We start from the raw sequence: 22,410 nt of genomic DNA, 5'->3' as shown, positions 1-22,410 counted from the left end.
GATGACCTGTCCCGTCCAGCGGGCATGTTGCATCAAGAGGTCTGCCAAGGCCTGGGCCGTGTGAGCGTTGCAGCCGCCAAGGCAGACGTAGCCACCTTCGCGAAACCCCTCGACCGCGGGTGCGGCATCCAGGGACGGCAGACACGGTAGTCCGTTCACCAGAAGAGCCGTCCGCGGCGCCTCAGCAGCGTGCTCCGCTTCCTGGTGGTTTCGCCGACGGGTGCTTACCTCGTCTTCCAGCTCTGACACAGCGCTCCTCTGTGGTCACCTTCCCAGTGCAGACGACGCTACGGAGGGTCAGGAGCGCATCTCAATGGGCTTGCGCGTACTTGCATGGATTCACCCAAGTGCGTCAACAGCGGCGGTGATGAGAGACCGCGCGGCACTGCTGTAGGCAGCCAGACGGTCACGTCCGCTGGAGTGGTGTATCGACGGCCACTCGGTGATCCTGTTTCAGGTTAAGCAGTCAGTGCGGTTGTGGCGGTCTCGTCGGGGGTTTCTCCCTCGATCGGGTGGAGGCGGCAGCGGCCGAGGATCTCGGAGCCGATGTAGCGCCGCTGCTCGGCCAGGACCGCCCCGACGAGGCGGATGATCGAGCTGCGGTCCGGGAAGATCCCGACCACGTCGGTGCGACGCCGGATCTCCTTGTTCAACCGCTCCTGCGGGTTGTTCGACCAGATCGACTTCCAGACTGTGCGCGGGAACGCGGCGAAGGCCAGCAGGTCCTCGCGGGCGCGCTCCAAGTGCTCTGCGGCCTTGGGGAATCGCTCATCCAGCGCGGCGATCACCGACGCCATCTGCTGCCGCACGGCCTTCGCGTCGGGCTGTTCGAAGATGGTCCGCAGCAGGGTGGCGACCCAGGGCTGGGCGGACTTCGGAACCTGCGAGAGCAGGTTCCGCGCGTAGTGCGTCCGGCATCTCTGCCAGGACGCGCCGGGCAGCGTGGCGCCGATCGCGTCCACCAGGCCGGCGTGGGCATCGCTCACGACGAGCTTGACGCCGGCCAGGCCGCGGGCGACCAGGGACCGCAGGAAGGCCAGCCAGCCGGCTCCGTCCTCGCTGGTGGCGACGTCCAGGCCCAGGACCTCGCGCTGGCCCTCGTTGTTGACGCCGACCGCGACCAGGCAGTGGACGTTGACCACCCGGCCGCCCTCGCGGACCTTCTGGGTGAGCGCGTCGACCCAGACGAAGGTGTAGGGGCCCTGGTCGAGGGGGCGGTTTCGGAACTCGGCGACCCGATCGTCAAGATGCTTGGCCATCTCGCTGACCTGGGACTTCGACAATTGGGTGACACCCATGCTCTCGGCGAGCTTCTCCACCCGCCGGGTCGAGACACCGAGCAGGTAGCAGGTGGCGACCACGCTGATCAGGGCCTGCTCGGCCCGGCGCCGACGCTCCAGCAGCCAGCTCGGAAAGTACGATCCCGAGCGGACCCTCGGGATCGCCAGGTCGATCGTGCCGGCGCGGGTGTCCCAGTCCCGATTGCGATATCCGTTGCGGGAGTTGACCCGATCCTCGCTCGGCCGTCCGTACTCGCCGCCGCAGGCCCGGTCCACGTCCGCGGACATCATCGCCTCCGCGAACGTCTTCACCATCGCCCGCAACAGATCGGGACTCGCCGAGGCGAGGTTCTCCTCCAGCAGGGCAGCAAAGGGCACACTGTCAGGTGCGGTCATCGTGCAGATCTCCTTCAAGAGCTTGGTCGTTCTCGAAGGATCAGCCGGTGGCCGTCTTACGTTCTCAGGCGACACCCGCTACCGGGACGAAACCCCCGGAACGGGTGGAGCCCGTACACCACTTCCCTGGACGCAACCAGCCAGACCGGCCAGCGCCGTGAAAGTGCGGGCGTAGAGCTCGATCTCACGTGGCTGAGTAATCGTCACCTCCGCGGTGACCAACTCGACGAGCACACGCTCGCAGTCAAAGATCCAGAATCCCTCAACTGGCCACATTGTACGACCAGTTACCTGCGGGATGACTCCGAGACTGACGTTGGGCAGAGAGGCCACCTGGAGTAGGTGCCCGAGTTGGCCAGCCATCGCCTCCGCGTTTGCGACCTGAGCGCGAAGCGCTGCTTCCTCAAGGAGGATCGCAAAGTGTGGCTACCCTGGCGAAGTACCCGTTGTCGGTCGATCCGGGAAGCACCTGCGGCTTCAGTGTCATCGGGGATCTGCTGGAAGGCGATGATCGCGCCCATGAGGGATGTGGCGTAAGCCGGCGTCTGGAGGAGCCCAGGGATCACACCTGGTTCATAGACGCGAAAGTGCTGCGTTCGCTCGTAGAGTGGCACGGCAGACTGCTGGACATGACGCAGGCCAGCACGGATCTGCCTTCGCCACTCGACGTACATACCTTCAACGCCGCGGGCCGTGGCGATGAGATCCTCGGCCTGTTCGGGCACGCCACAGTGCAGCGCCCACACCCTGATGTCGGCCTCAGATGGGGGCGGCGTCTTGCCACTTTGGATGCGCGAGCACTTGGACTCATGCCAACCAGCGCGGGCCGCCAGGCCCCGCGCTGAGAGGCCGGCATCTTTGCGGATGTGATCGAGGCGTCGTCCAAGAGCCTGGCGTGCCTCTTGGACAGTGGACGACGGCGACTGGGGCGGCATGAGGGGCTTGAGATCAGGTAGGTCGGTAGTCCGGGCTTTGCCCTATTTCGTAGACACTCGCCTGTTATGCGACCAAGTCCACGTTAGTAATACTCCTGACGTGCTGCCGCTCGTAGTCGACCGGGCTGCGATAGCCGAGGGCGGAGTGCCGTCGTTTGCGGTTGTACCAGGCCAGCCAGGCGAACACCGCCATACGGGCCTGCGCCCGGGTCAGCCAGCGTGAACCGTAGAGCAGTTCGCGCTTCAACGTGGCGAAGAACGACTCCGCGAGGGCGTTGTCGTAGCTGGAGCCGACCCGGCCCATCGAACGCCGTATCCCGTGCGCTCGGCAGACCTCGGCGAACGCCGCCGACGTGTATTGCGGCCCGCGATCGGAGTGGAACAGCACGCCACGCACATCGCCGCCCCGGGCGTCGACCGCGGAGCGGACCGCGTCGACGACCAGGCCGGCACGCATGTGCTCGGCGAGTGACCAGCCCACGACCCGCCGCGAGTGCATGTCGATGACCGTCGCCAGGTACATCCACGACCCACCGACCGGCAGGTAGGTGATGTCCCCGCACCACCGTACGTCCGGCGCCGACGCGGTGAAGTCGCGCCCGACCAGGTCCGGGGCGGGCGGCACGCTGCGGTCCGCGACCGTCGTGCGGACCGTGCGCCGCAGGTGCCGGCCGGCCAGCCCGCGCTCGCGCATCAACCGGGCGACACGCTTGTGGTTCACCGGACCGTGCCGTTCCCGCAACTCCCGGGTGATCCGCGGGACGCCGTAGGCGCCGTGAGACTCACCGTGGATCTCCTCGATCCGAGCGCCGAGGTCCTCGTCTGCCGCCCGCCTCGCCGCCCGGGACGCCGCGGCGGCGATCCACCGGTAGAACCCGGACGCCGACACGCCCAGCACCCGGCACCCGGCACCCGGCACCCGGCACGGCCGCTGTACTCCGTACAGGTCACGATGGTCGGAGATGAACCGCCAGCGGCCGGTCATCGACCCATCTCCTTGGCAAAATACTGAGCTGCCTTCCGCAGGATCTCCTTCTCCAGTTCCAGCTCACGGACCTGCTTGCGCAGCCTACGCAGTTCCTCGCGCTCGGCCAGGTTCAACGGGCCCTCACCGCCCGCATCGGACGCTCCGGCAGCCGCCCAAAAGCGCTAGACCCACTGACGCAGCGACTCCGGGTTGACGCCCAGCTCGCGCGCCACCGACGGGATGCGCCGCCCGCTGGACTCCACCAGCGCGACCGCGTCCCGCTTGAACTCCCCCGAGTACCTCGCAGTACCCATGAGGACATCCTCTCCACGAACCCCAAGATCCGCTTCTCAGAAGTGTCCACTATTCGGGGTAAAGCCCAGGTCTACGTCCACCCCGACCCGCAAAGCCTCAAGGCTGGCTCCGAGAAGCTTGGTCAGCTGCTGGGCTGAAGATCGCTCTGGACTGCGACCAAATGTGACACAACACCTCAGAGATCGGGCAGGAGCCCTGCCTCGCATGAGTGAAGTTGGGCTCCTGTCACGTGAGTTCAACCTCAGAGAACTGGCACGGCACCCCGCCCCCGGTGCTCTCCCATCACCGGGGGTGGGGCGCCGCGTCTTTGGGTGGAGTCGGGTCAGGCTTCGGCTGGGCCGGGTGCCTTGGTGGCTGGTGGGCGGCGGAGCCGGCGGCGGCGTGGGGGCTGGTCGGGGAGCCAGCCGAAGGTGAGGCAGGCACCCAGGACTCCGATGATCATGCCGACCAGGAAGCCGCCCAGGTTGGAGGTGATCCAGCTGGCCAGCGAGCTGAGGACGGCGAGGACGGAGTAGAACAGCCGTTGGGCGGGGTTGAGCAGGATCAGCACGCCGCAGACCGTCATCACGACCGGTACCAGGTAGCCGGCCAGACCCTGCATCCCGATGTGCAGGACGACGGGCAGCGGGGCCCGCAGGGTGAAGAGGATCTCCGCGCCGCCCAGCAGCACCAGCACACCGCCCCAGAACGGCCGCCGGCCCCGCCAGCCTCGCCAGCCCCCGGATGCGGGCGTTGCGGCAGGCACCGCGGGCCGGCCCGGTGCGCCGGCCTGTTCGGGTGCCCCGTCGGCGTCGGGTACGGGATCGGCGGCCACCGTCAGCAGCCCTCCGAGCTGAAGCTCAGCCGCAGGTTGGGCAGCTTGAACGCCCCTGCGGTGGTGGCGTAGTTGTGCTGCCGCAGGTTCTTGATGGTGACGGTGTCGGCCTGTTGCCCGAACACGCCCGGCAGGCCCTTGACGCCCGCCTTGGTGTAGGTGCTGGCGTCGCCGCCGATCTCGATGTTCTTGAACGACGCGTCGCCGGAGAGCAGGTCCGAGTCGGTGGTGAGGTCGGTGGCGGTGACGGGGGTGCCGCCGTCGCCGGCCCTGATCAGCAGGTTGATGCCGCCGAGGTCGACGCTCTGGCAGAGTTTGGTCAGCTCGGCCTGCTTGATCGCCGAGACGGCGACCAGTACCTGGCCGCCGGTGTCGCCGGCGTTCGGGCTGCCGTCGATCATGTGGTCCAGGCTGCCGAACTGCTCGAAGCCGACGCCGTCCAGACTGTCGGCGGTGACGGTGAACGGCATCCCGGAGATGGCGAACTGGGCGGCGAGCACGCCCTGCGCCGTGAGGGTCATCAGGACGGCACCGACGGCGACGGCGGGAACGGCCATCAGCGCGGTGCGCCGAAGCCGGACCCTCCCTCTCGTTCCGGCGGGTGTCCCGGTGGTTTCGGGCGTGGGGGCGGCGTCCTCGGACGTGGCCATGTGTGCTCCCTCGGGTGGTGGGATGTGCAGGCACTGGCACGTTGCCCTGGCGCGGACAGCGTTCTGCGGCCCGGCCGGTGGGCCGCCCCTTGGCAGCGGGGCGGGCCGGTCGGACCGCAGTCGGTAACTGGAAAGCTACTGCCCGGTATCCGGCGGGTCAATACGGGTGCACGAAGGATCACCCACCGGCATCTCTGACGCCCCGTCACCCGACTGCGGTGAAGCCGAGAGCCGGCGGACCGCCTCTGCCGGACCGAGGAACGGCGCCAGACAGAAGAGGCTCAACGCCGGTAGCAGATCGGGAAGTTGCTCGGTCCGCCCGGCGTCCACCGCACGGTGCAGAGTGCGATAGACGCCGCCGACCACCGCGTCCACCAGCACCTCCCCCTCCACACCGCCGGGGGATTCGGGCACCTCGGCGAAGAACGCCCGGAAGCGGCTCAGGAGTTGGGTGATCTCATGGCGCCCGGCCGGGCCCACCGCCTCGATCTCGATGACCGCCATGGTGGCGAACGCCGGCACGCCCGCCAGCAGGCCGAGCAGCGCACGCAGGGCCTCGCGGATTCCGGTGCACCAGTCGGGCGCCGCTGCGAACGCCGCCGCCATCCGCCGCATCACCACCCCGGTGCCGTACCGGTGAGCAGCGAGGAAGGCGTCCTCCTTGCCGCTGAACAGCTCGTAGAAGACCGGCCTGGTCACGCCCGCCGCGCGGCAGATGTCGCTCACCGTGGCGTGCTGGTACCCGTGTTGCGCCACGGTGTGGACCAGGCCGTCGAGCAGCCGCTCGCGCTGGGTGGCCGCGACCACCCCGGGCGGCAGCCGGCTCGGGCCGCGCTTGATGGAGCGGGCCGGGTCACGGCCGGTGCGCGCGCCCGGCAACAGCAGCGCCTCGGCGCCTTGGAGGGCATCCCGGTTCATCGCCAACTCCTGTGCTCTGTATTGACATTGACGCAAGGGCTGGTTTACAACACTCGCAGGTTTCCCACTCGCGGCATCAGCCGCCGGGGGCCTTCACGCGTTCCGACTGTTCAGTATGGCGAACGCATGCGCCGGTGGCAGCCGTCGGCATGCACCCCACGCACTCCCTGCACCTCCTCGCCGTACGGGCGGGCCCGTGGCGCCGGGCCCGCCGCACCACCGGACGCACCTTCCCCCACAGTGCACGGCCGGCGTGCCGGCACGCGCCACCACGCATCACCACGCGCCGCCCGGCACCCACTCCGCCGCGCCCGCCGCGGCACCCCTGCGTCACCCGCCGCGCGTAGCACCACGCGTACCACCGCGCGACTTCCGCAGGCTCCCCCACCCAGAACTCCGCACGGAGAGAGGCACCCCATGCGCATCCGCCGCACCCTCGGCGCCGCGGCACTCGCCGCCATCGCCCTGGCCACCGCCGCCGTCACCCCCGCCCAGGCCGCCGGTCCCGCCGTACTGACCTACGGCGGCCTCGGCGCCGCCGGCACCGACGTCGCCGTCGGCGACGTCCTGACCGCCAACCTGGCCTCCGGCAGCTACGCGACCTTCTACTCCAGCGCGACCGGGACGAGCGGCATCAAGTGTGCCGTCTCCTCCTTCTCCGCCACCGTCACCGGCAACCCGGCCGCGCCGGGCGTGGCCACGGAGCAGCTCAACAGCCACACCTTCGGCTCCTGCACCGCCAACGTCATCGGCGTCATCTCCGTGCAGAGCATCACGGTCAACAACCTGCCCTACACCAACTCGGTGAGCGACGCCGCGGGCAACCCCGTCACTCTCAGCCCGACCGCCGGCCCGCTTCAGACCACGGTAGTGCTGAGCACCATCCTCGGCCCCACGACCTGCGTCTACCGTGCGCCCGGGAACATCTCCGGCACGACCAACAACACCGGGCAGACCATCGGGTTCGCCTCCCAGGCGTTCGCCAAGGTCTCCGGCCCCAGCACCTGCTTCGCCACCGGCTACTTCTCCGCCACCTACGGGCCGGTCGTCGACAGTTCGGTCGCGGGCAGCCCGCACATCTACGTCAACTGACGCCCGGCTCCGCCCGCTGACGTCCGACCGGCAGAAGTGAACCGGCCGACGTGAGCCGGCGGAGCAGCGGTCGGCCGGAGCGATGGACGGCCGGAGCAGCGGTCGGCCGGAGCAGCGGTCGGCCGGAACGACGGACGGTCTGGAGAACGGACGGCCGGAACAGCGAGCGGCGTGCGGCACCCTTGGTGGCGCACGCCGCCTTCCCCGTTCCCGGGTGACGGCAACGGTGAGCCCGAGCCTCCGCACCCCTGCAACCCCGCGACCCCGCAACCCCGCGACCCTGCAACCCCGCAACCCTGCGGCCCCGCGACCCGGGCCCCCGCGACCGCCCGACCCGGGACAGCGAAGTGACCGGCCGGTAGGGTGCGGAGCACAGACGCACCGGGCAGGGCTATCGACGGGGAGTGGAGCACATGGGTGGCGACGGCACCGGGTTCTTCGAGTCGGCGGCGGATGCCAAGGCCAGGCTCGCCGAGGTCGGATACCTGGCCTCCACCGCGGTGGCCACCATCGTCTTCCTCGCCGACCGGCTGGGCAAGCCGCTGCTGGTCGAGGGCCCGGCCGGGGTCGGCAAGACCGAACTGGCCAAGGCCGTGGCCGAGATCGGCCGGGCGCGGCTGGTCCGGCTCCAGTGCTACGAGGGCATCGACGAGGCCCGCGCGCTCTATGAGTGGAACCACGCCAAGCAGCTCCTGCGGATCACCGCCGGCCGGGACGAGGGCTGGGACCAGGCCCGCACCGACATCTTCGGCGAGGAGTTCCTGCTCACCCGCCCGCTCCTTACCGCCATCCGCGGCGACGAGCCGACCGTGCTGCTGATCGACGAGATGGACAAGGCCGACGTCGAGGTGGAGGCGCTGCTCCTGGAGGTGCTGAGCGACTTCCAGGTCACCGTCCCGGAACTGGGCACCATCGCGGCCACCCGGCGGCCTTTCGTCCTGCTCACCTCCAACGCCACCCGCGAGCTGTCCGAGGCGCTGCGCCGCCGCTGCCTCTTCCTCCACCTCGACTACCCGGACGCCGAGTTGGAGCGCCGGATCGTCCGCATGAAGGTCCCCGGCCTGGACGCCACGCTGGCCGAGTCCCTGGTACGGGTGGTCGGCGCGCTGCGGGCGATGGAGCTGCGCAAGGCACCGTCGGTGGCCGAGACCATCGACTGGGCCCGCACCCTGCTGGCACTCGGCGCGGACACCCTGGACGAGGCCGTCGTCCGCGACACCCTCGGGGTGATCCTCAAGCACCAGGACGACATCCTGAAGGCCACCCGGAAGCTCACCCTGGCATGAGTCTTCCGGCAGAACCGGACAGGTCCGGAACGGCTGCGACCGGAACGGCTGCGACCCGAACGGCTGCAACCGGAGCAGGCGCAGCCGAGGCAAGCACGGCCGTAGCAGGTACAGCCGACGCCGGTACAACCAGAGCAGATACCGCCGGAGCAGGTACCGCCCGCGCCGCTGAGGCCCCCGGTACGGCCGACCTCGCCGCCCGGCTCACCGGCATGGTCCGGGCACTGCGCGGCCACGGGCTGCGGATCGGGCCAGCCGAGACGGTGGACGCGGCCGCCGTGGCCGACGTCCTCGGCCTCGCCGACCGGGAGCAGCTGCGGGCCGGCCTGGCCGCCGCGCTGCTCCGCTCCGAAGGCCAGCGCGGCGTCTACGACGCGACGTTCGACCTGTACTTCCCGGCCGGCGTCGGCGCCCCCGAGGCCGCCCGGGACGGCTCCGCGGAGGGCGACGAGGCCACCCCGGAGGCCGTTCGGGAGGACCTGCGGGAGCGGCTCGCCGCCGCACTGGCCGCCGACGACCGGGCCGCCCAGGCCCGCCTGGCCGGCGAGGCGGTGGCCGCGTTCGGCCGGTACGGCGTCGGCTCGGCCCCCGGCTCGGACGGGTGGTCCGCCCACCAGACGCTCGGCCGGCTCGCGCCCGAGACCCTGCTGGCCCGCGTCCTGGCGGCGCTGCGCGACGGTCCCGCCCCCGACACCCCGGCGGACGTCTCCGACCGCCTCCTGGCCGACGAGATCCGCCGGCGCATCCAGGGCTTCCGCGCCATGGTCGGCACCGAGGCCCGCCGCCGGGTCGCCGAACTGCGCGGCACCGAGCGGATCGCCGAACGCGCCGTCGCCCCCAGTGCCGACCGGATCGACTTCCTCGCGGCCGGCCGTGACCAGCTCGCCGAACTGCGCCGCACCGTGCACCCGTTGGCACGGAAGCTGGCCACCCGGCTGGCCGCGCGGCGGCGCCGGGCCGCCCGCGGCGAGATCGACCTGCGCCGCACCCTGCGCCGCTCTCTCTCCACCGGCGGCGTGCCGCTGCGCCCGGCGTACCGGCTGCGCCGACCGGCCCGGCCGGAGATCGTGCTGCTCTGTGACATCTCCGGTTCGGTGGCCGGCTTCGCCGACTTCACGATGCTGCTGGTGCAGGCGATGAGCGACCAGTTCAGCAAGGTGAGGGTGTTCGCCTTCGTCAACCGCACCGCCGAGGTGACCGGGCTGCTGGCCAAGGACGGCGGCGGCGCCGATCCGGCCGTACTCGCCCGCCGCATCCTCACCGAGGCCAAGGTGATGGGCCACCACGGCAACAGCGACTACGGCTCGGCCCTCGGCGAGTTCGCCGAGCACCACCTGGACGCGGTCGGCCCGCGCACCAGCGTGCTGGTGCTCGGCGACGCCCGCAACAACCACCGGGACCCGAACGTGCCCGCGCTGCGCCTGATCGCCTCGCGGGCCCGACGGGTGTACTGGCTCAACCCGGAACAGCTCTCGCTCTGGGGCTCCGGCGACTCCGCGGCACTCGCGTACGCGGAGGCGGTGGAGATGCACTCCTGCCGCAACGCCCGCCGGCTCGGCGAGCTGATCACCCGGCTGCTGCCGGTCTGACGTGCCGCCGGGCTGCTGAGCCACCGTGCCGCCCGGCCGCCATGGGCGTCGCGGCGTCGCGGTCCCACGGCGGCGCGGTCCCACGCAGCGCGGCGTCGCGGCCCCCCGGCAGCGCGGCGGCGCGATCCCACGGCAGCGCGGTGTCGCGGCAGAACGACACAACAACGCAGCGATAGCAGCCGTGCCGGCTGCGCCGCATCAGGCCGCCGGCTCCCGGACGGCGCGCTGTTGCTGCGGCAGCTGGGCATCGAGGGCCGCGGTCAGTGCCCGGACCGTCGGCCGGGCGTCCGGGTCGGGCCGGAGGCAGGCATCGATCGCTGCGGCGAGGCCGTGGGGCAGCCGCCGACGGGTCGCGACCGGGGGCGCCGCCGCCTCGAGTTGCGGGTACCAGAAGTCCGCGTCGGCGTCATCCTCGCCGTCCTCGCCGTACGCGTGGCACGAGCCGTACGCGTCGTAGGGGCCGTCGGAGTCAGAGTCACCGTCGACGGTCTCCCCCGGGTCGAAGGGGACGTCGCCGGTGGCGGCCTCGTACAACGTGGTGCCGATGCCCCAGACGTCCGCGGCCGGGGTGAGCGCACCGCCGCGGGCCTGCTCCGGGGCGAGGTAGCAGAAGGTGCCGACGCCGGCACGGCCCGGCCCCGGCGGGCGGGCGATGCTCAGGTCGAGGACCTTGGCGCGGCGACAGTCGATCACGACGTTGGAGGGCTTCAGATCGAGGTGCAGCAGGCCCTGGCCGTGCAGGTAGTGGACGGCCGAGCACAGGTGCAGGCCGAGCTGGGCCAGGTCGTCGGCGGCCAGGCGGTGGCGGCGGCGCTCGATGACGTGGGCGAGCGTCTCACCGGTGAGGGTCTCCAGCACCACGAACGGCTCCGGTGACTCGACCGTCTCGTAGGCGCGGACCAGGTGCGGGTGGGTGAACGCCTGGAGCCAGCGGCCTTCCTGCAGCAGGCGCTCGCGCAGCCGCCGGTCATGGCGCCGGTCCGGTCGCAGGACCTTCACCACGCACCGGCAGTCCCGCTCCTCGCTCCACGCGTCGTAGAGGTCCAGCCAGCCGGTGCGGCACAGGTGCGCGAGTACCTGGTATCCCGGTGCGACGATCGTTCCGGCCTCCAGCGGCGGCAGATCCGGCGCCTTGGTCCGGCTCATGTCCTCGCCTCCCATCGTGCGGTGGCGGCCTCACCCTCCGTGCCGTGCCCGTCGACGCCCGCTCGGTGCAGCACCTCCACCGCGTGGTCCGGCAGACCGTGGATCCGGTTCAGTCGCGCGTAGGCGGCACTGCGCGCGAGCAGCGTGTCGTGGGTGCCGCAGTCGGCGACCCGGCCGCCCTGGAGCAGCACGATCCGGTCGGCGTTGCGGACGGTGAGCAGGTTGTGGGAGATGATGATCGTCGTCCGGCCGGTCATCAGCAGCTGAAGCGGTTCGAGGATCCGCAGGCCCGACTCGGCGTCCAGGCCGGCGGTCGGTTCGTCGAGGATGAGGACGGGTGCGTCCCTCACCATCGCGCGGGCGATCGCCAGTCGCTGGCGCTGCCCGCCCGAGAGCAGTCTGCCCTGCTGGCCGACCACGGTGTCGTAGCCGTCCGGCAACCGGATGATGAACTCGTGCGCGTCGGCCGCCCGGGCGGCCGCGACGATGTCCGCGTCGCTCACGCCCGGGCGGCCGTAGGCGATGTTCTCCCGTACGGTGCCGTGGATGACCAGGGCATCCTGGAGCAGCACCGCGACGTTGTCCCGGAGGTCGGCCAGGCGCAGCTCGCGCAGGTCGCACCCGTCGATCCGGACCGCCCCGTGCTCGGGGTCGTAGAAGCGCAGCAGCAACTTGGCGATCGTCGACTTTCCCGCGCCGCTCTCACCCACCAGAGCGACGATCTCGCCCGCATCGACGTGGAACGAGACGTCCGAGAGCGCCCACCGGGGCGTCGGCGGGTAGCGGAAGAAGACCCCGTCGAGGGCGACATCACCGCGCGCGCGGCCGAGCCGTGCGGGGAACGCCGGCTCGGTGACCTGGGGGCGCTGGTCGAGGAGCTCGATGATCCGCTCAGCGGCGGCGGATGCCGAGAAGAAGGTGTTGCTGAGCCGGGACACGCCGCGGATCGGGCTGTACAGCCTGCTCAGCAGCGTCAGGAAGACCATCAGCCCGCCCAGCGTGAGCCGCCCGTGCGCCAGCTCCCACGCGCCCAGCCCCATCACGACCAGGACGCCGAACAGTTCCAGGACGTCCACGAGGGGCGAGAACAGCGCACGGATCCGGGTTGCCGCCATGGCGGCCCGGTACCTTCCGAGGTTCTCCCGCTCGAACCGCTGCTGCTCCCAGCCCCGCCGGTTGTAGGCCTGCACCAGGGCGATGTTGCCGAGCGTCTCCTCCGTGACCGCGCTGATCGTGCCGCTGCGCCGCCGCCTCTCCCGGGAGGCCGCCTTGACGAGACGGGAGAACCGGCTGGTCATGAACCAGAAGACCGGCGCCACGACCAGGGCGACCAGGGTCAGCTCCCAGCGCAGGTAGAAGAGGACCGCGAGGAAGATGCCCAGCTGGGTGACGTGCGCGATGGCGTTGACGATGCCGGAGAGCAGGAACGTCTCGACGGCGTCGACGTCGCCGGTCAACCGGGACAGGACGTCGCCGAGCCTGCGGCGCTCGAAGAACCCGAGGGACAGGCTCTGCAGGTGTCGGAACAGGTCCGAGCGGAGGACCACCAGGAATCGCTCGCTGACCCAGGCCGACGTGACCTCGTCGGCGAACCGCAGGATGCCGGCGACGATCGTCAGCCCCACGTACGCCAGCGCGATCGGCACGAAGAGGGCGAGCCTGCGGGGAACCAGCACGTCGTCGATGACGATCTTGAAGAGCCAGATGCCGGCCGCGTCGACCACCGGGGCGAGCACGATGAAGACGAGCAGCAGGGCCAGCCAGCGCCGGCCACCCCGGGTGTACGGCCAGAACCGCCGGAACACCTCACGCAACGCAACCGGCGGAGCGGCGGCGACGATCGTCTCGTCCCGCTCCGAAGCCTCACCGACGGCCACCAACCGCCGCAGTGACCACACGCTGCGTGTCCTTGCCTCATGAAGACGGCCGGGCACCGAGAGTGCCCGGCCCTTGACGGAGTGATGGGCACCGTCAGTGCCGCGAGCGCGTCGAATGACGGCGGCGACGACGACGGTGGGTGGTCTTCGAGGTCCTGGTCGGCTTCGAGGAGGTCCGCTTCCGCGGACTGCCCACCGCCGGAACCAGGCTGCTCAGCATGCCCATAGTTCCAACCTTTCTGGCACCCCCTATGAGCTGATACGCACGGGGCGGCCGAGCGGTTCAGGCGCATACGAAGATTCTTCGGAATTCTCGTGCCCGCCGACAGGACCCCCCGCCGGGAGGACCTCGGCAGCCGGCAGGACCTCGGCAGCCGGCGGGACTCCGGCAGCCGGCCCGAGGCGGGCGGACTGCCGCGAACGCCGGGCCATCGGCCATCGGGGCTAAGACCCGTCCTCCCTTCCGCCGACGTGCACGCGTGCCGGGTGGACCTGGCGGGTGCGCACGGGTCGAAGTGGTGGCATCCCCAACCGTCCTGACCGGAGAGAGCCGATGAGAACCTCCCACATGGCAACCGCGGCGGTCGCCATCGCCACACTGATCACCGCGGCGTGCGGCGGCTGCTCCAGCAGCACGAAGACGACGACCGCAGCGAGCACGCCGCCTCCGACCGCTTCCGCGACCGCCAGCGCCAGTGCCAGTGCCAGTGCCAGTGCGAGCCCGAGTGCCAGTGCGAGTGCCACGGGAACGGGCAGCGCCAGTCCCGGCGCCGGCGCGACGGGCGGCGGCACCGTCGTCGCGGGGGCCACCATCGGCAAGTTCACGGACATCCTGGTCGACTCCCAGGGCAAGACGCTGTACCTCTTCGAGAAGGACACCTCCACCACGTCGACCTGCTACGACGAGTGCGCCGCCGCGTGGCCGCCCGCCCTCACCACGGGCGCGCCCACTGCCGCGCACGGCGCCGACCAGGCCAAGCTCTCCACCACCACCCGTACCGACGGCAAGACGCAGGTCGTCTACAACGGCCACCCGCTCTACTACTTCGAGGGCGACAAGGCCCAGGGCGACACCAACGGCGAGGAGTCGAGCGCCTTCGGAGCGAAGTGGTACGTGGTCAACGTGGACGGCAACAAGGTCGAGGGCGACTGAGTCCGTGTACGGCGTCGAGCGTCCTCCCCACAGCCCCCGGTGGGTCCGCGGCACCCTCTGGGCGCTCCTTCCGGTGGCGGTGACCGCGGGTCTCTACTGGTACGGCCGGGCGCACACCCCGGACTACACGAGCGCCCTGTTCGGACTCCGCTTCGACGACGCGAACCGGCTCAAGGCCCAGCTGGGCAGCGCCCTGCTGGGCCTTGCGCTGGTCCAACTCCTGCTGGCGCTGTGGATGTACGGCCGACTGCCCGGCCTGCCTGCCGCGCGCCCGTGGACCAGGACCGCGCACCGGATCGGCGGCCTGGCCACCTTCCTGCTCTCCCTCCCCATCGCCTACCACTGCATCACCGCCTACGGGGTCCAGCTGACGGACAGCCGGGTGGCGCTGCACTCACTCGCCGGCTGCTTCCTCTACGGGGCGTTCGCCGCCAAGGTCATCGTGGTCCGCCACCGCCGCCTGCCCGGCTGGGCGCTGCCCCTGGCCGGGGGCGTCCTGGTCGTCACGATCGCCCTGCTCTGGTACACCGCCGCCTTCTGGTACCTGAACGACTACGGGGCACCGGGACTCTGAGCCGGCTCAGAGCCGGCTCTGCCTCCCGCTCCCCCACCTCGACCGCCGGTACTCGGGCCCCGCAGGACTGAGCTTCTCGGGCCGATGTCCGTCCGTTCCGTCGTCGGGGTCCGGTGGGCCGGGAGCGCCGGACCTCCGGAACCGGAAGCCGTGCAGCAGCAGGACGAGCGGCCCCCGCCCTGGTCGGCGCGAGGTGCAGCCAGACTCCCCCGGAACCCGCCGATCGCCACCGATCCGCGCCGATCAGGCCAGCACGCCAACACCCCTGCACCGGTTCCCGGTCAGCCCCCGTCACCCCCGTCGCCCCCGTCACCCCCGGCCTGAGCCTCCACCTGAGCCTGGGCCAGCATCTCCTGCGCGTCGGCGAGGTCCTCGGCGGTGGGCGCGTCGTCCTGGGTGAGGCGGTGACGCCAGTATCCGGCGAACTCGACCGAGGCCTTGGCCCACCCGCGCTCCCCGACCAGGTGACGGCGCAGCGCCCGCACCGCGGAGGCCTCGCCCGCCAGCCAGGCGAACGCCGTGCCACCCGGCAGCCCGGCACTCCGGACTGCCTCGGTCAGCCGCCCACCCGGGGCGACGCCGTCGCGGTGCAGCCAGTGGACGGTGAGGTCGGCACGGGTGTCGAACGACTGACGCTCGGCCGCGTCCGCCACCTCCAGGAAGGCCACCGCCGGAGTGCCGGCGGGCAGCGCCTCCAGCAGTGTGCCGGCCGCCGGGAGGGCCGTCTCGTCGCCGGCCAGCAGCACCCAGTCGGCCCCGGCGACGGCGGCTCCGAGCGGCACCGGCCGGGCGTACAGGTCGGACGGACCGACCATGCCGAGCCGGTCCCCGGGCAGCGCGCGGGCCGCCCAGGCGCTCGCCGGGCCGGTGTCGCCGTGCAGCACGAAGTCGACCTCCAGCGCACGGGTACCGGGCCGGCGCCGGCGGAGGGTGAAGCTGCGCATCCAGGGCCGTTCGGCCTCCGGGATCGCCAGGTAGGCCTGGTACCAGCTCATCGGATCGTCGTCCTGCGCGGGCAGGACGGGCTCCTCCTGCCCCGCCCTCGGGAAGCAGAGCTTGACCTGCTGGTCGGGGGCGCAGCCCACACTCTCGGCGAGCGACTCGGCCTCGAAGGTGATCCTGGCCATGCGCGGGGTGATCCGCTCGACCCCGACGACCTGGACGAATGTGACGGGCAACGGCATGGTCGACCCTTCCGGTTCGGGCTCCACTGATAACCTTACGGCATAAAGAGTTACCTCGGGCAGGATACTTTACGCCATAAGGAGTTGTCCTCGTGACCGTCTTCGCCGGACAGGGCGACGCCCACCGCTCGATGTCCCTGCTCTGGGGCTCGCCGGACCGCCCCCGCCCCGGGCGCAGCGGCCCCAAGCCCGGACTGAGCGTGGAGGCGATCGTGGCCGCCGGGATCGCGGTGGCGGACGCCGAGGGCATGGCCGCGCTCTCCATGCGCGCGGTCGGCGAGCGGCTCGGCCGCACGGCCATGGCGCTGTACACCTACGTCCCGGGCAAGGGCGAGCTGCTCGACCTGATGCACGACCGGGTGCTCGCCGAACTGCCCACCTCCTACGACCTCGGCGCCGGCTGGCGGGCCGCCGCCACGGCCTGGGCCGAGGACGCGTTCGCCTGCTACCTGCGCCACCCGTGGGTGCTTCAGATCTCCCAGGCCCGGCCGGTGCTCGGTCCGGCCGAGCTCGGCGCGATGGAGGCGCTGCTGCGGATCCTCGCCGGGGCCCGGCTGACGCCCCGGCAGCTGCGGGGCGTGGTCGCCGCGCTGTGGCAGCTCGTCCGCGGCATGGCCCGGACGGCCGCCGAGGCCCGTGCGGCCGCGGCCGCCACCGGCGTCCCCGACGAGGAGTGGTGGTACGCCCGCTCGGCCCAGCTCACCGAGCTGGCACCGGACTTCGCGGAACGCTTCCCCCTCCTGACCTCGCTGGAGAGCGGTGCCGCCGCCCCCGAGGCGGGGGACGGCAACGGCACCCACCTGGAGGCCCAGACCCGGGAGGCCTTCCGCACCGGCCTCGCCGTCCTGCTGGACGGCGTGGAGGCGGCCACCGTCGGCTAACCCTCCGTGCCGGCACTCCGGCGCGAGCGCCCTATTCGGTCCGAACCGACGGCCAGTGCGGCGCCCATGACGACCAGGACGACGTAGCCGACCGTCCGGTGGTCGTCCGGCACCAGGTGGCGGACGAAGCCGAAGACGTGCAGGCCCCACAGGCGGTCGGAGAGCAGACCACTGATGCCTCCGCCGACCAGGACGAAGCTGATGAAACCGAGCAGGCTCTTCATGCGGTCGAGGTTAGAGAGGCCGCCCGGCGTTGGGATCCGACTTTCGGCGCGGCTCCACCCCACCAAAGTCGCGGTCTCGGCCTGCACCAAGGTCATGGTTTCGGCCGGCCCCACGAACGCGGACGAGACCCGGGAGCCCCGGGCGCAACACCGCCGGCAGCACCGGGCGCGACATCGCGCGCACACCGCGGGCAGCACCGGGAACAGCGCCGCAAGCAGCACCGGGGCGGCCCCCAGCACGAAGCAGAGCGCGAGCGGCACCCTTCCGACCAGCAGGCCGACGGTGGCGGTGCCGCCCGCCGAGCCCGCGTTGAAGGCGGTGTTCACCCAGGCCCCCGCCCGGGTCCGGGCCTCCGGTGCGGCGGCCTCGTCGGCCAGCAGGTAGGCGGTGGTGACGGCCGGTGAGACGAAGAGCCCCGCGCAGGAGACGGCAACGGCCAGCACCGGAAGGTTCGGCGCGAGCCCGGCGCAGGCCAGTGCGACGCCCAGCCCGGCGGCCAGTACCGGAAGCCTGGCCGCGTGCGGGGCGGACCAGCGGAGCGCGCCGAAGGCGAGGCCGCCGACCGCGCTGCCCACCGAGAGGGCCGCCAGCACCCAGGCCACCGCGTCCGCCCGTCCGTGCTGTTCCGCGAAGGCGGCCACCATGAGGTCCAGCGCGCCGAGTGCCAGCCCGGTCGCCGCCGAGGCGAGCACCGCCCGGCGCAGTGCTCCCCCGGGCGCCCCGGTCGGACGACCGTCCGACCGCTCCCCCCGGACCGCCGCGGTCCCGGTGAGTTCCCGGGCGGCCGGCGAGTAGGCCAGCGCGAACGCGCCCGCGAGTACCAGCCCGGCGCCCACCGCGACCCCGGCGGCCGGGCCGACCCGCCCGGCCGCCGCGAGCAGCAGCCCCAGCAGCAGCGGACCACCGACGAAGAGCAGTTCCTCGGCGACGGTGTCCAGGCTGTAGGCGCGCCGGAGGAGGGCCTGATCGGGCACCAGGCTCCGCCAGAGGGTCCGCATCACCGGCCCGAGCGGCGGGGTGCAGGCGCCGGCGGCCACCACCAGCACGCCGATCAGCAACGGCGGAGCGCCGGGCCGCCAGGCGGCGCCGGCCGTCAGGGCGAGCAGCCCGGCGTACACCGCGGCCAGCGGCGGCAGCGCGCGCCGGGGGCCGAACCGGTCGACGAGGGCGGCCCGGGCGGGCGAGAGCAGGACGCTGGTCAGTCCGAAGAGGGCCAGCGCCGTTCCGGCCGCCGGGTAGGAGCCGGTGGCGTCCCGGACGGCCAGCATCAGGGCGAGCGGGACCATCCCGTACGAGAGCCGGCCGAGCAGTGCGGCGGCGAAGGTGCGGCCGGCGTGCGGCGTGCGCAGGACAGCGCGGTAGGAGGGGGTCAAGGGAACGTTCCTCGGTGGAGGCGGGCCCGGCGCGCAGCCGTGCCCGCGGGCGTGCGGGGACACCGATGCGCCGCGCCCGACGGTGGGACGCGGTCGCGGCGGGTCGCCTAGACACGGGGGAGGAACATGTCCGGCACGCTACCAGCTCCCCGGCGCGGGACGGCGGCCTCCGGAGGGCCCGGACGGAGCAGCGGGCGCGGCGGCCCGGCGGTGGCGCAGGTACGTTCGCCGTGTGCAGCCAAGGTCAGTGCAGCAGAGGTCCGTGCGGCAGGCAGCGACGCAGCCGAGGTCCGTGCGGCAGGCAGCAGCGCAGCAGGGCTCGGTGCGACAGACAGCAGCGCAGCCGGTCCCGGTGCCGCAGAGGTCACACCACGTCAGGAGGGCGGCCGCGACCTGCGCCGTCGCCCCGCGGCTCCTGGCCGCCACCACGCTGGTCCTCGCCGTCACCGCGCCGGCCCTCACCGCGCCGACGGCCGTCGCCCAGGACGCGGCCGCCGTGGTCGGCGGCGAGCGGCTGGGGCGGCCGGCCGTGCAGGTGGCTCCGTCGGCCGGGGCGCCCGCGCTGCCCGCGGAGCTGACCGGACGGTCCTGGCTGGTGGCGGACGCGGCCACCGGCGAGGTGCTGGCGGCGCGCAACGCGCACGTGCCGCTGCCGCCGGCCAGCACGCTGAAGATGCTGTTCGCGGACACCGTGCTGCCCAAGTTCGACCGCTCGCTGGAGCACAAGGTGGCACCGTCCGAACTGGCCGACCTCGGGGCGGGCAGCAGTCTGGTGGGCATCAAGGAGAACCTGCCGTACCGGGTGGACGACCTCTGGCGGGGCGTCTTCCTCAGCTCCGGCAACGACGCGGTGCACGTCCTCTCCCACATGAACGGCGGACTTGCGCAGACCGTCGCCCAGATGCAGGCCCGTGCGCTGTCCCTCCAGGCCCGGGACACCCACGTGGTCTCCCCCGAGGGATACGACCAGGACGGACAGGTGTCCTCGGCCTACGACCTGACGCTGTTCGCCCGCGCCGGGCTGCGCAACAAGGACTTTCGTGCCTACTGCTCCACCCGCACGGCGCGCTTCCCCGGGGGTGTCGACAAGACGACCGGGCAGCGGACGGCCTTCGACATCGCCAACACCGACCGGCTGCTCGGCAAGTACCCCGGGCTGATCGGGGTGAAGAACGGTTACACCTCGAACGCCGGGGCCACCTTCACGGGTGCCGCCGAACGCGGCGGCCGCACGCTGCTGGTGACGGTGATGCACCCGGAGTCGCAGGCGAAGGTGTACGACGAGGCGGCGAGCCTGCTGGACTGGGGTTTCGCGGCGGCGGGCAAGGTCGAGCCGGTCGGGCACCTGGTGGAGGAGACGGCCGCCTCGGCACCCGCCGGCGAGGCCCCGGCGTCCGGCGGGCTGCCCCGGGCGATCGAGCAGGCCCACCACGCGATCGGCCCGGCCGGCTGGACCGCCATGGCCCTCTGCGGGGCGCTGGCGCTCTGGGCGGCCGGCCGGGCCCGTGGCCGGAATCGGTTCCGCCCGGTGGCCGCGGAGGCCGTGCCGGTGCCGGTCGCGTTCCCCCGGGCCGGGGCCACCGCGCTGGGCGGAGCGACGGCGGTGGGCGGCCGTCGCCGCCGGCGGCGGCTCGCCCGCTCCGTCCGCGCCCACGTCGTGGCGGCCCGGCAGCGGGCCCGGCGCTCCCGCTGACCGGCCGGGTCCGAGGGAGCACGCATCGAGCCCTGGCTGCTCGACCGCTTCTCGACCGTGGGGCGCGGCGACTTCGCCCGGACGGCCGAACGGGTGGAGGCGGTGTACCCGGCGCTGCACGCGTTCGAGCCGTGACCTCGGACCGAACAGGCTTCCGCAGCGAGGCCCTCACCAGCCCGGACGACACCGCCGCGCAGCGCCGGGCCCGGATCGCCGGCAGCCGGCTGTCGCGCCGATCTCGGCCGTCGACCCGAGCGACCCCAGCGACCCCAGCAACCCGAGCGACCCGGAGATGACGACGGCCCTCACCGTCGCGATGCCACTCGACTCGGTGGCCGTCCCGGCCCCGCCCTCCCGCCGCCCACCGGCGGCCGGGCCTGGCGGGCAGCGAGCCGACGGGCGGACAAGCCGACGAGCGGGCGGGCGGCGCCCCGAAGACCCCCTAGACTTCCCGCCATGAACGACGCGACGCCCGATCCCGCCACTCCCGATCCCGCCTCGCGGGAGCGGCTGGAGCGCCTGGTCCGCCTCTCCTCCGGCAGCTACCTGCTGGTGACCACCTACAAGAAGGACGGCACCGGCGTGCCCACCCCGGTCTGGGTGGTCCGCGACGGCGACGCGCTGGGCGTGTGGACCGTCACGGACTCCTGGAAGGTCAAGCGCATCCGCAACCGCGCGGACGTCCTGGTCGGCCCCTGCGACGTCAAGGGCCGACCGACCGGTGAGGCGTACCCGGCCACCGCCGAGATCCTCGGACCCGAGCGGACCGCCGCCTACCGGACCCTGCTGCGGCAGAAGTACGGCCTGCTGGGCGTGGTCACCCTGCTCGGGAGCCGGCTGCGGCGCGGCGACCGCGGCACCGTCGGGATCCGGATCACGCTGACGGACTGACCCGCCCGGCCTCCTCCTCCACCTGCGCGCAGGTGTCCAGGATCACCCGGGCGACCAGCTCCGGGTCGTCGCTCATCGGCACGTGGCCGCAGCCCGGCAGCCGGACCAGCCGGGCGTCCGACAGCTCGTGCAGCGCACGGACGCCCTGACGGCGCAGCAGGATGCGGTCCCGGGTACCCCAGGCGACGGTGACCGGGAGGGCGGAGAGGTCCCCGGTGAAGCGCAGGCCGCGGCCGGCCGCCAGGGTGGGTTCGAAGCCGGTCGCCGCGCGCAGCGCCCCGGTCTCGGCAGCCGCCGCGGCGGCGTCCCGGCGGGCCGGGCGGGCGTAGATGGTGGAGACCAGCAGCGCCCGGCCGGCGGTGGAGCGGGCGAGCCGTTCGACGACCGCCTGCGGCAGCACCCGCGCGCCGACGCGCATGCCGCCCAGCACGGTGTAGGCGTAGCGGCGCTCGGCCTCCGTCCAGAAGCCGGCGGGTGCCAGTGCCGTCACCGAGCGGGCCAGCCCTGCCCGGCCGAGCCCGAGGGCCAGCAGCCCGCCGAGCGAGTTCCCGGCGACGTGCGGCCGTTCGATGCCGAGCTCGGCGCAGAGCCGTCCGAGCACCGGGACCACCGCGTCCACCCCGTACGGCACGCCCGGTGGCAGGGCGGGCGAGGCTCCGAAGCCCGGCAGGTCGACGGCGATCACCTCGTGCCGCTCGGCGAGTGCGGGCAGGACCGGCTCCCAGGCCTGCCAGTGGTGGCCGATGCCGTGCAGCAGCAGGAGCGGGCTCCCGGCGCCGAGCCGCCGGTGGCGCACGGTCACCTCCCCCGGACCGTGCGGGGCGGGCAGCGGGAAGGTGACGTCGGCGGGCATGGGGCTCCTCTGTTGGACGCGATGTCAGCAGGGATTCGCGATGCCAGCAAGGATTACCGACCGGTAGCCCGCCCGACAAGAGGAGTGCCGCCGCGGACGCGCCGACCCTCCGGCGCCGCGTCGACGGGCACCCGAACCTTCTTGGTACGTACATGACGCCCTGACTGTTCTCCCGCTGTACGTCTGGCCGTCGGCCACAGCGCGCGGTATGGCACGGGTGGCGCTGTTAGACACGCACCGCCCGGGCATCACCGCCCGAGCATTACCACCCACGCATCACCGCCCAGGCACTACCACCCGTCAGACCGTCGGCGCGTC

The 22,410-nt window shown here is 72.5% G+C and carries 17 protein-coding genes and 2 pseudogenes; 8 read left to right on the top strand and 11 right to left on the bottom strand.

Annotated features, from left to right (window positions below; genetic code table 11):
- Window positions 1-458: 458 nt before the first annotated feature.
- From J5Y04_RS24280 to J5Y04_RS24255, 6 genes and pseudogenes are all read right to left on the bottom strand, one after another.
- Complete coding sequence (locus J5Y04_RS24280; protein ID WP_209414204.1) at window positions 459-1,676, bottom strand: IS256 family transposase; 1,218 nt, start codon at window positions 1,674-1,676, stop codon at window positions 459-461.
- A gap of 78 nt (window positions 1,677-1,754) precedes the next feature.
- Window positions 1,755-2,611 (bottom strand): annotated as a pseudogene (locus J5Y04_RS24275) (helix-turn-helix domain-containing protein).
- 64 nt (window positions 2,612-2,675) lie between these two features.
- Window positions 2,676-3,892: pseudogene (locus tag J5Y04_RS24270) on the bottom strand (IS3 family transposase).
- Window positions 3,893-4,215: 323 nt separating this feature from the next.
- Window positions 4,216-4,638: a DUF6114 domain-containing protein gene (locus J5Y04_RS24265; RefSeq protein WP_209414285.1), complete on the bottom strand. Its 423-nt coding sequence runs from the start codon at window positions 4,636-4,638 to the stop codon at window positions 4,216-4,218.
- 71 nt (window positions 4,639-4,709) lie between these two features.
- Window positions 4,710-5,357, bottom strand: coding sequence for a DUF6230 family protein (locus tag J5Y04_RS24260; protein WP_148646826.1), 648 nt, complete (start codon window positions 5,355-5,357; stop codon window positions 4,710-4,712).
- A 135-nt stretch (window positions 5,358-5,492) separates the two neighbouring features.
- Window positions 5,493-6,275 (bottom strand): TetR/AcrR family transcriptional regulator, encoded by a 783-nt coding sequence (locus J5Y04_RS24255; protein WP_209414203.1) that lies wholly within the window; start codon window positions 6,273-6,275, stop codon window positions 5,493-5,495.
- Between the two features lie 417 nt (window positions 6,276-6,692).
- On the opposite strand from J5Y04_RS24255, the gene J5Y04_RS24250 reads away from it, so the two are divergent.
- The 3 genes from J5Y04_RS24250 to J5Y04_RS24240 all read left to right on the top strand — a co-directional run bounded on the left by J5Y04_RS24250 (window position 6,693) and on the right by J5Y04_RS24240 (window position 10,242).
- Window positions 6,693-7,367, top strand: a complete 675-nt coding sequence (locus J5Y04_RS24250) for a Tat pathway signal sequence domain protein (protein WP_209414202.1) — start codon at window positions 6,693-6,695, stop codon at window positions 7,365-7,367.
- 413 nt (window positions 7,368-7,780) lie between these two features.
- Window positions 7,781-8,653 (top strand): MoxR family ATPase, encoded by an 873-nt coding sequence (locus J5Y04_RS24245; RefSeq protein ID WP_209414284.1) that lies wholly within the window; start codon window positions 7,781-7,783, stop codon window positions 8,651-8,653.
- A 212-nt stretch (window positions 8,654-8,865) separates the two neighbouring features.
- Window positions 8,866-10,242: a VWA domain-containing protein gene (locus tag J5Y04_RS24240; RefSeq protein ID WP_209414201.1), complete on the top strand. Its 1,377-nt coding sequence runs from the start codon at window positions 8,866-8,868 to the stop codon at window positions 10,240-10,242.
- 198 nt (window positions 10,243-10,440) lie between these two features.
- Here the strand turns inward: J5Y04_RS24240 and J5Y04_RS24235 are convergent, their stop codons facing one another.
- Complete coding sequence (locus J5Y04_RS24235) at window positions 10,441-11,388, bottom strand: serine/threonine-protein kinase (RefSeq protein WP_209414200.1); 948 nt, start codon at window positions 11,386-11,388, stop codon at window positions 10,441-10,443.
- On the bottom strand, window positions 11,385-13,286 hold the full coding sequence (locus J5Y04_RS24230; protein WP_209414199.1) for an ABC transporter ATP-binding protein: 1,902 nt from the start codon (window positions 13,284-13,286) through the stop codon (window positions 11,385-11,387). The genes J5Y04_RS24235 and J5Y04_RS24230 overlap by 4 nt, the downstream gene beginning before the upstream one ends.
- A 547-nt stretch (window positions 13,287-13,833) precedes the next feature.
- On the opposite strand from J5Y04_RS24230, the gene J5Y04_RS24225 reads away from it, so the two are divergent.
- Window positions 13,834-14,418: a hypothetical protein gene (locus tag J5Y04_RS24225; protein ID WP_209414198.1), complete on the top strand. Its 585-nt coding sequence runs from the start codon at window positions 13,834-13,836 to the stop codon at window positions 14,416-14,418.
- A gap of 4 nt (window positions 14,419-14,422) precedes the next feature.
- Complete coding sequence (locus J5Y04_RS24220; RefSeq protein WP_209414197.1) at window positions 14,423-14,992, top strand: DUF6529 family protein; 570 nt, start codon at window positions 14,423-14,425, stop codon at window positions 14,990-14,992.
- Between the two features lie 281 nt (window positions 14,993-15,273).
- Here J5Y04_RS24220 and J5Y04_RS24215 read toward each other — a convergent pair whose 3' ends face one another.
- On the bottom strand, window positions 15,274-16,176 hold the full coding sequence (locus tag J5Y04_RS24215) for a siderophore-interacting protein (RefSeq protein WP_209414196.1): 903 nt from the start codon (window positions 16,174-16,176) through the stop codon (window positions 15,274-15,276).
- A gap of 92 nt (window positions 16,177-16,268) precedes the next feature.
- On the opposite strand from J5Y04_RS24215, the gene J5Y04_RS24210 reads away from it, so the two are divergent.
- Window positions 16,269-17,057: a TetR/AcrR family transcriptional regulator C-terminal domain-containing protein gene (locus tag J5Y04_RS24210; protein WP_209414195.1), complete on the top strand. Its 789-nt coding sequence runs from the start codon at window positions 16,269-16,271 to the stop codon at window positions 17,055-17,057.
- On the opposite strand, the gene J5Y04_RS24205 is transcribed toward J5Y04_RS24210, so the two are convergent.
- The gene (locus J5Y04_RS24205) at window positions 17,054-18,655 is read right to left on the bottom strand and encodes an MFS transporter (protein WP_245205314.1); all 1,602 of its coding nucleotides are present in this window, start codon (window positions 18,653-18,655) and stop codon (window positions 17,054-17,056) included. The two genes, J5Y04_RS24210 and J5Y04_RS24205, sit on opposite strands and share 4 nt — an antisense overlap.
- Before the next feature lie 322 nt (window positions 18,656-18,977).
- Between J5Y04_RS24205 and J5Y04_RS24200 the strand changes: the two genes are divergently transcribed.
- Entirely contained in the window at window positions 18,978-20,348 is a 1,371-nt protein-coding gene (locus J5Y04_RS24200; RefSeq protein WP_374106093.1) for a D-alanyl-D-alanine carboxypeptidase family protein, read from the top strand.
- Window positions 20,349-20,804: 456 nt separating this feature from the next.
- Window positions 20,805-21,239: a PPOX class F420-dependent oxidoreductase gene (locus tag J5Y04_RS24195; protein ID WP_209414194.1), complete on the top strand. Its 435-nt coding sequence runs from the start codon at window positions 20,805-20,807 to the stop codon at window positions 21,237-21,239.
- Here J5Y04_RS24195 and J5Y04_RS24190 read toward each other — a convergent pair.
- The gene (locus J5Y04_RS24190; RefSeq protein WP_209414193.1) at window positions 21,223-22,092 is read right to left on the bottom strand and encodes an alpha/beta fold hydrolase; all 870 of its coding nucleotides are present in this window, start codon (window positions 22,090-22,092) and stop codon (window positions 21,223-21,225) included. The two genes, J5Y04_RS24195 and J5Y04_RS24190, sit on opposite strands and share 17 nt — an antisense overlap.
- Window positions 22,093-22,410 lie beyond the last annotated feature (318 nt).

Origin of the sequence: Kitasatospora sp. RG8 (genome assembly GCF_017813315.1) — a bacterium.
In the GTDB taxonomy this organism is placed as follows: domain Bacteria; phylum Actinomycetota; class Actinomycetes; order Streptomycetales; family Streptomycetaceae; genus Kitasatospora.
Note: the sequence above shows the minus strand (reverse complement) of the source record. Positions and strands in the feature narration are given on the sequence as shown.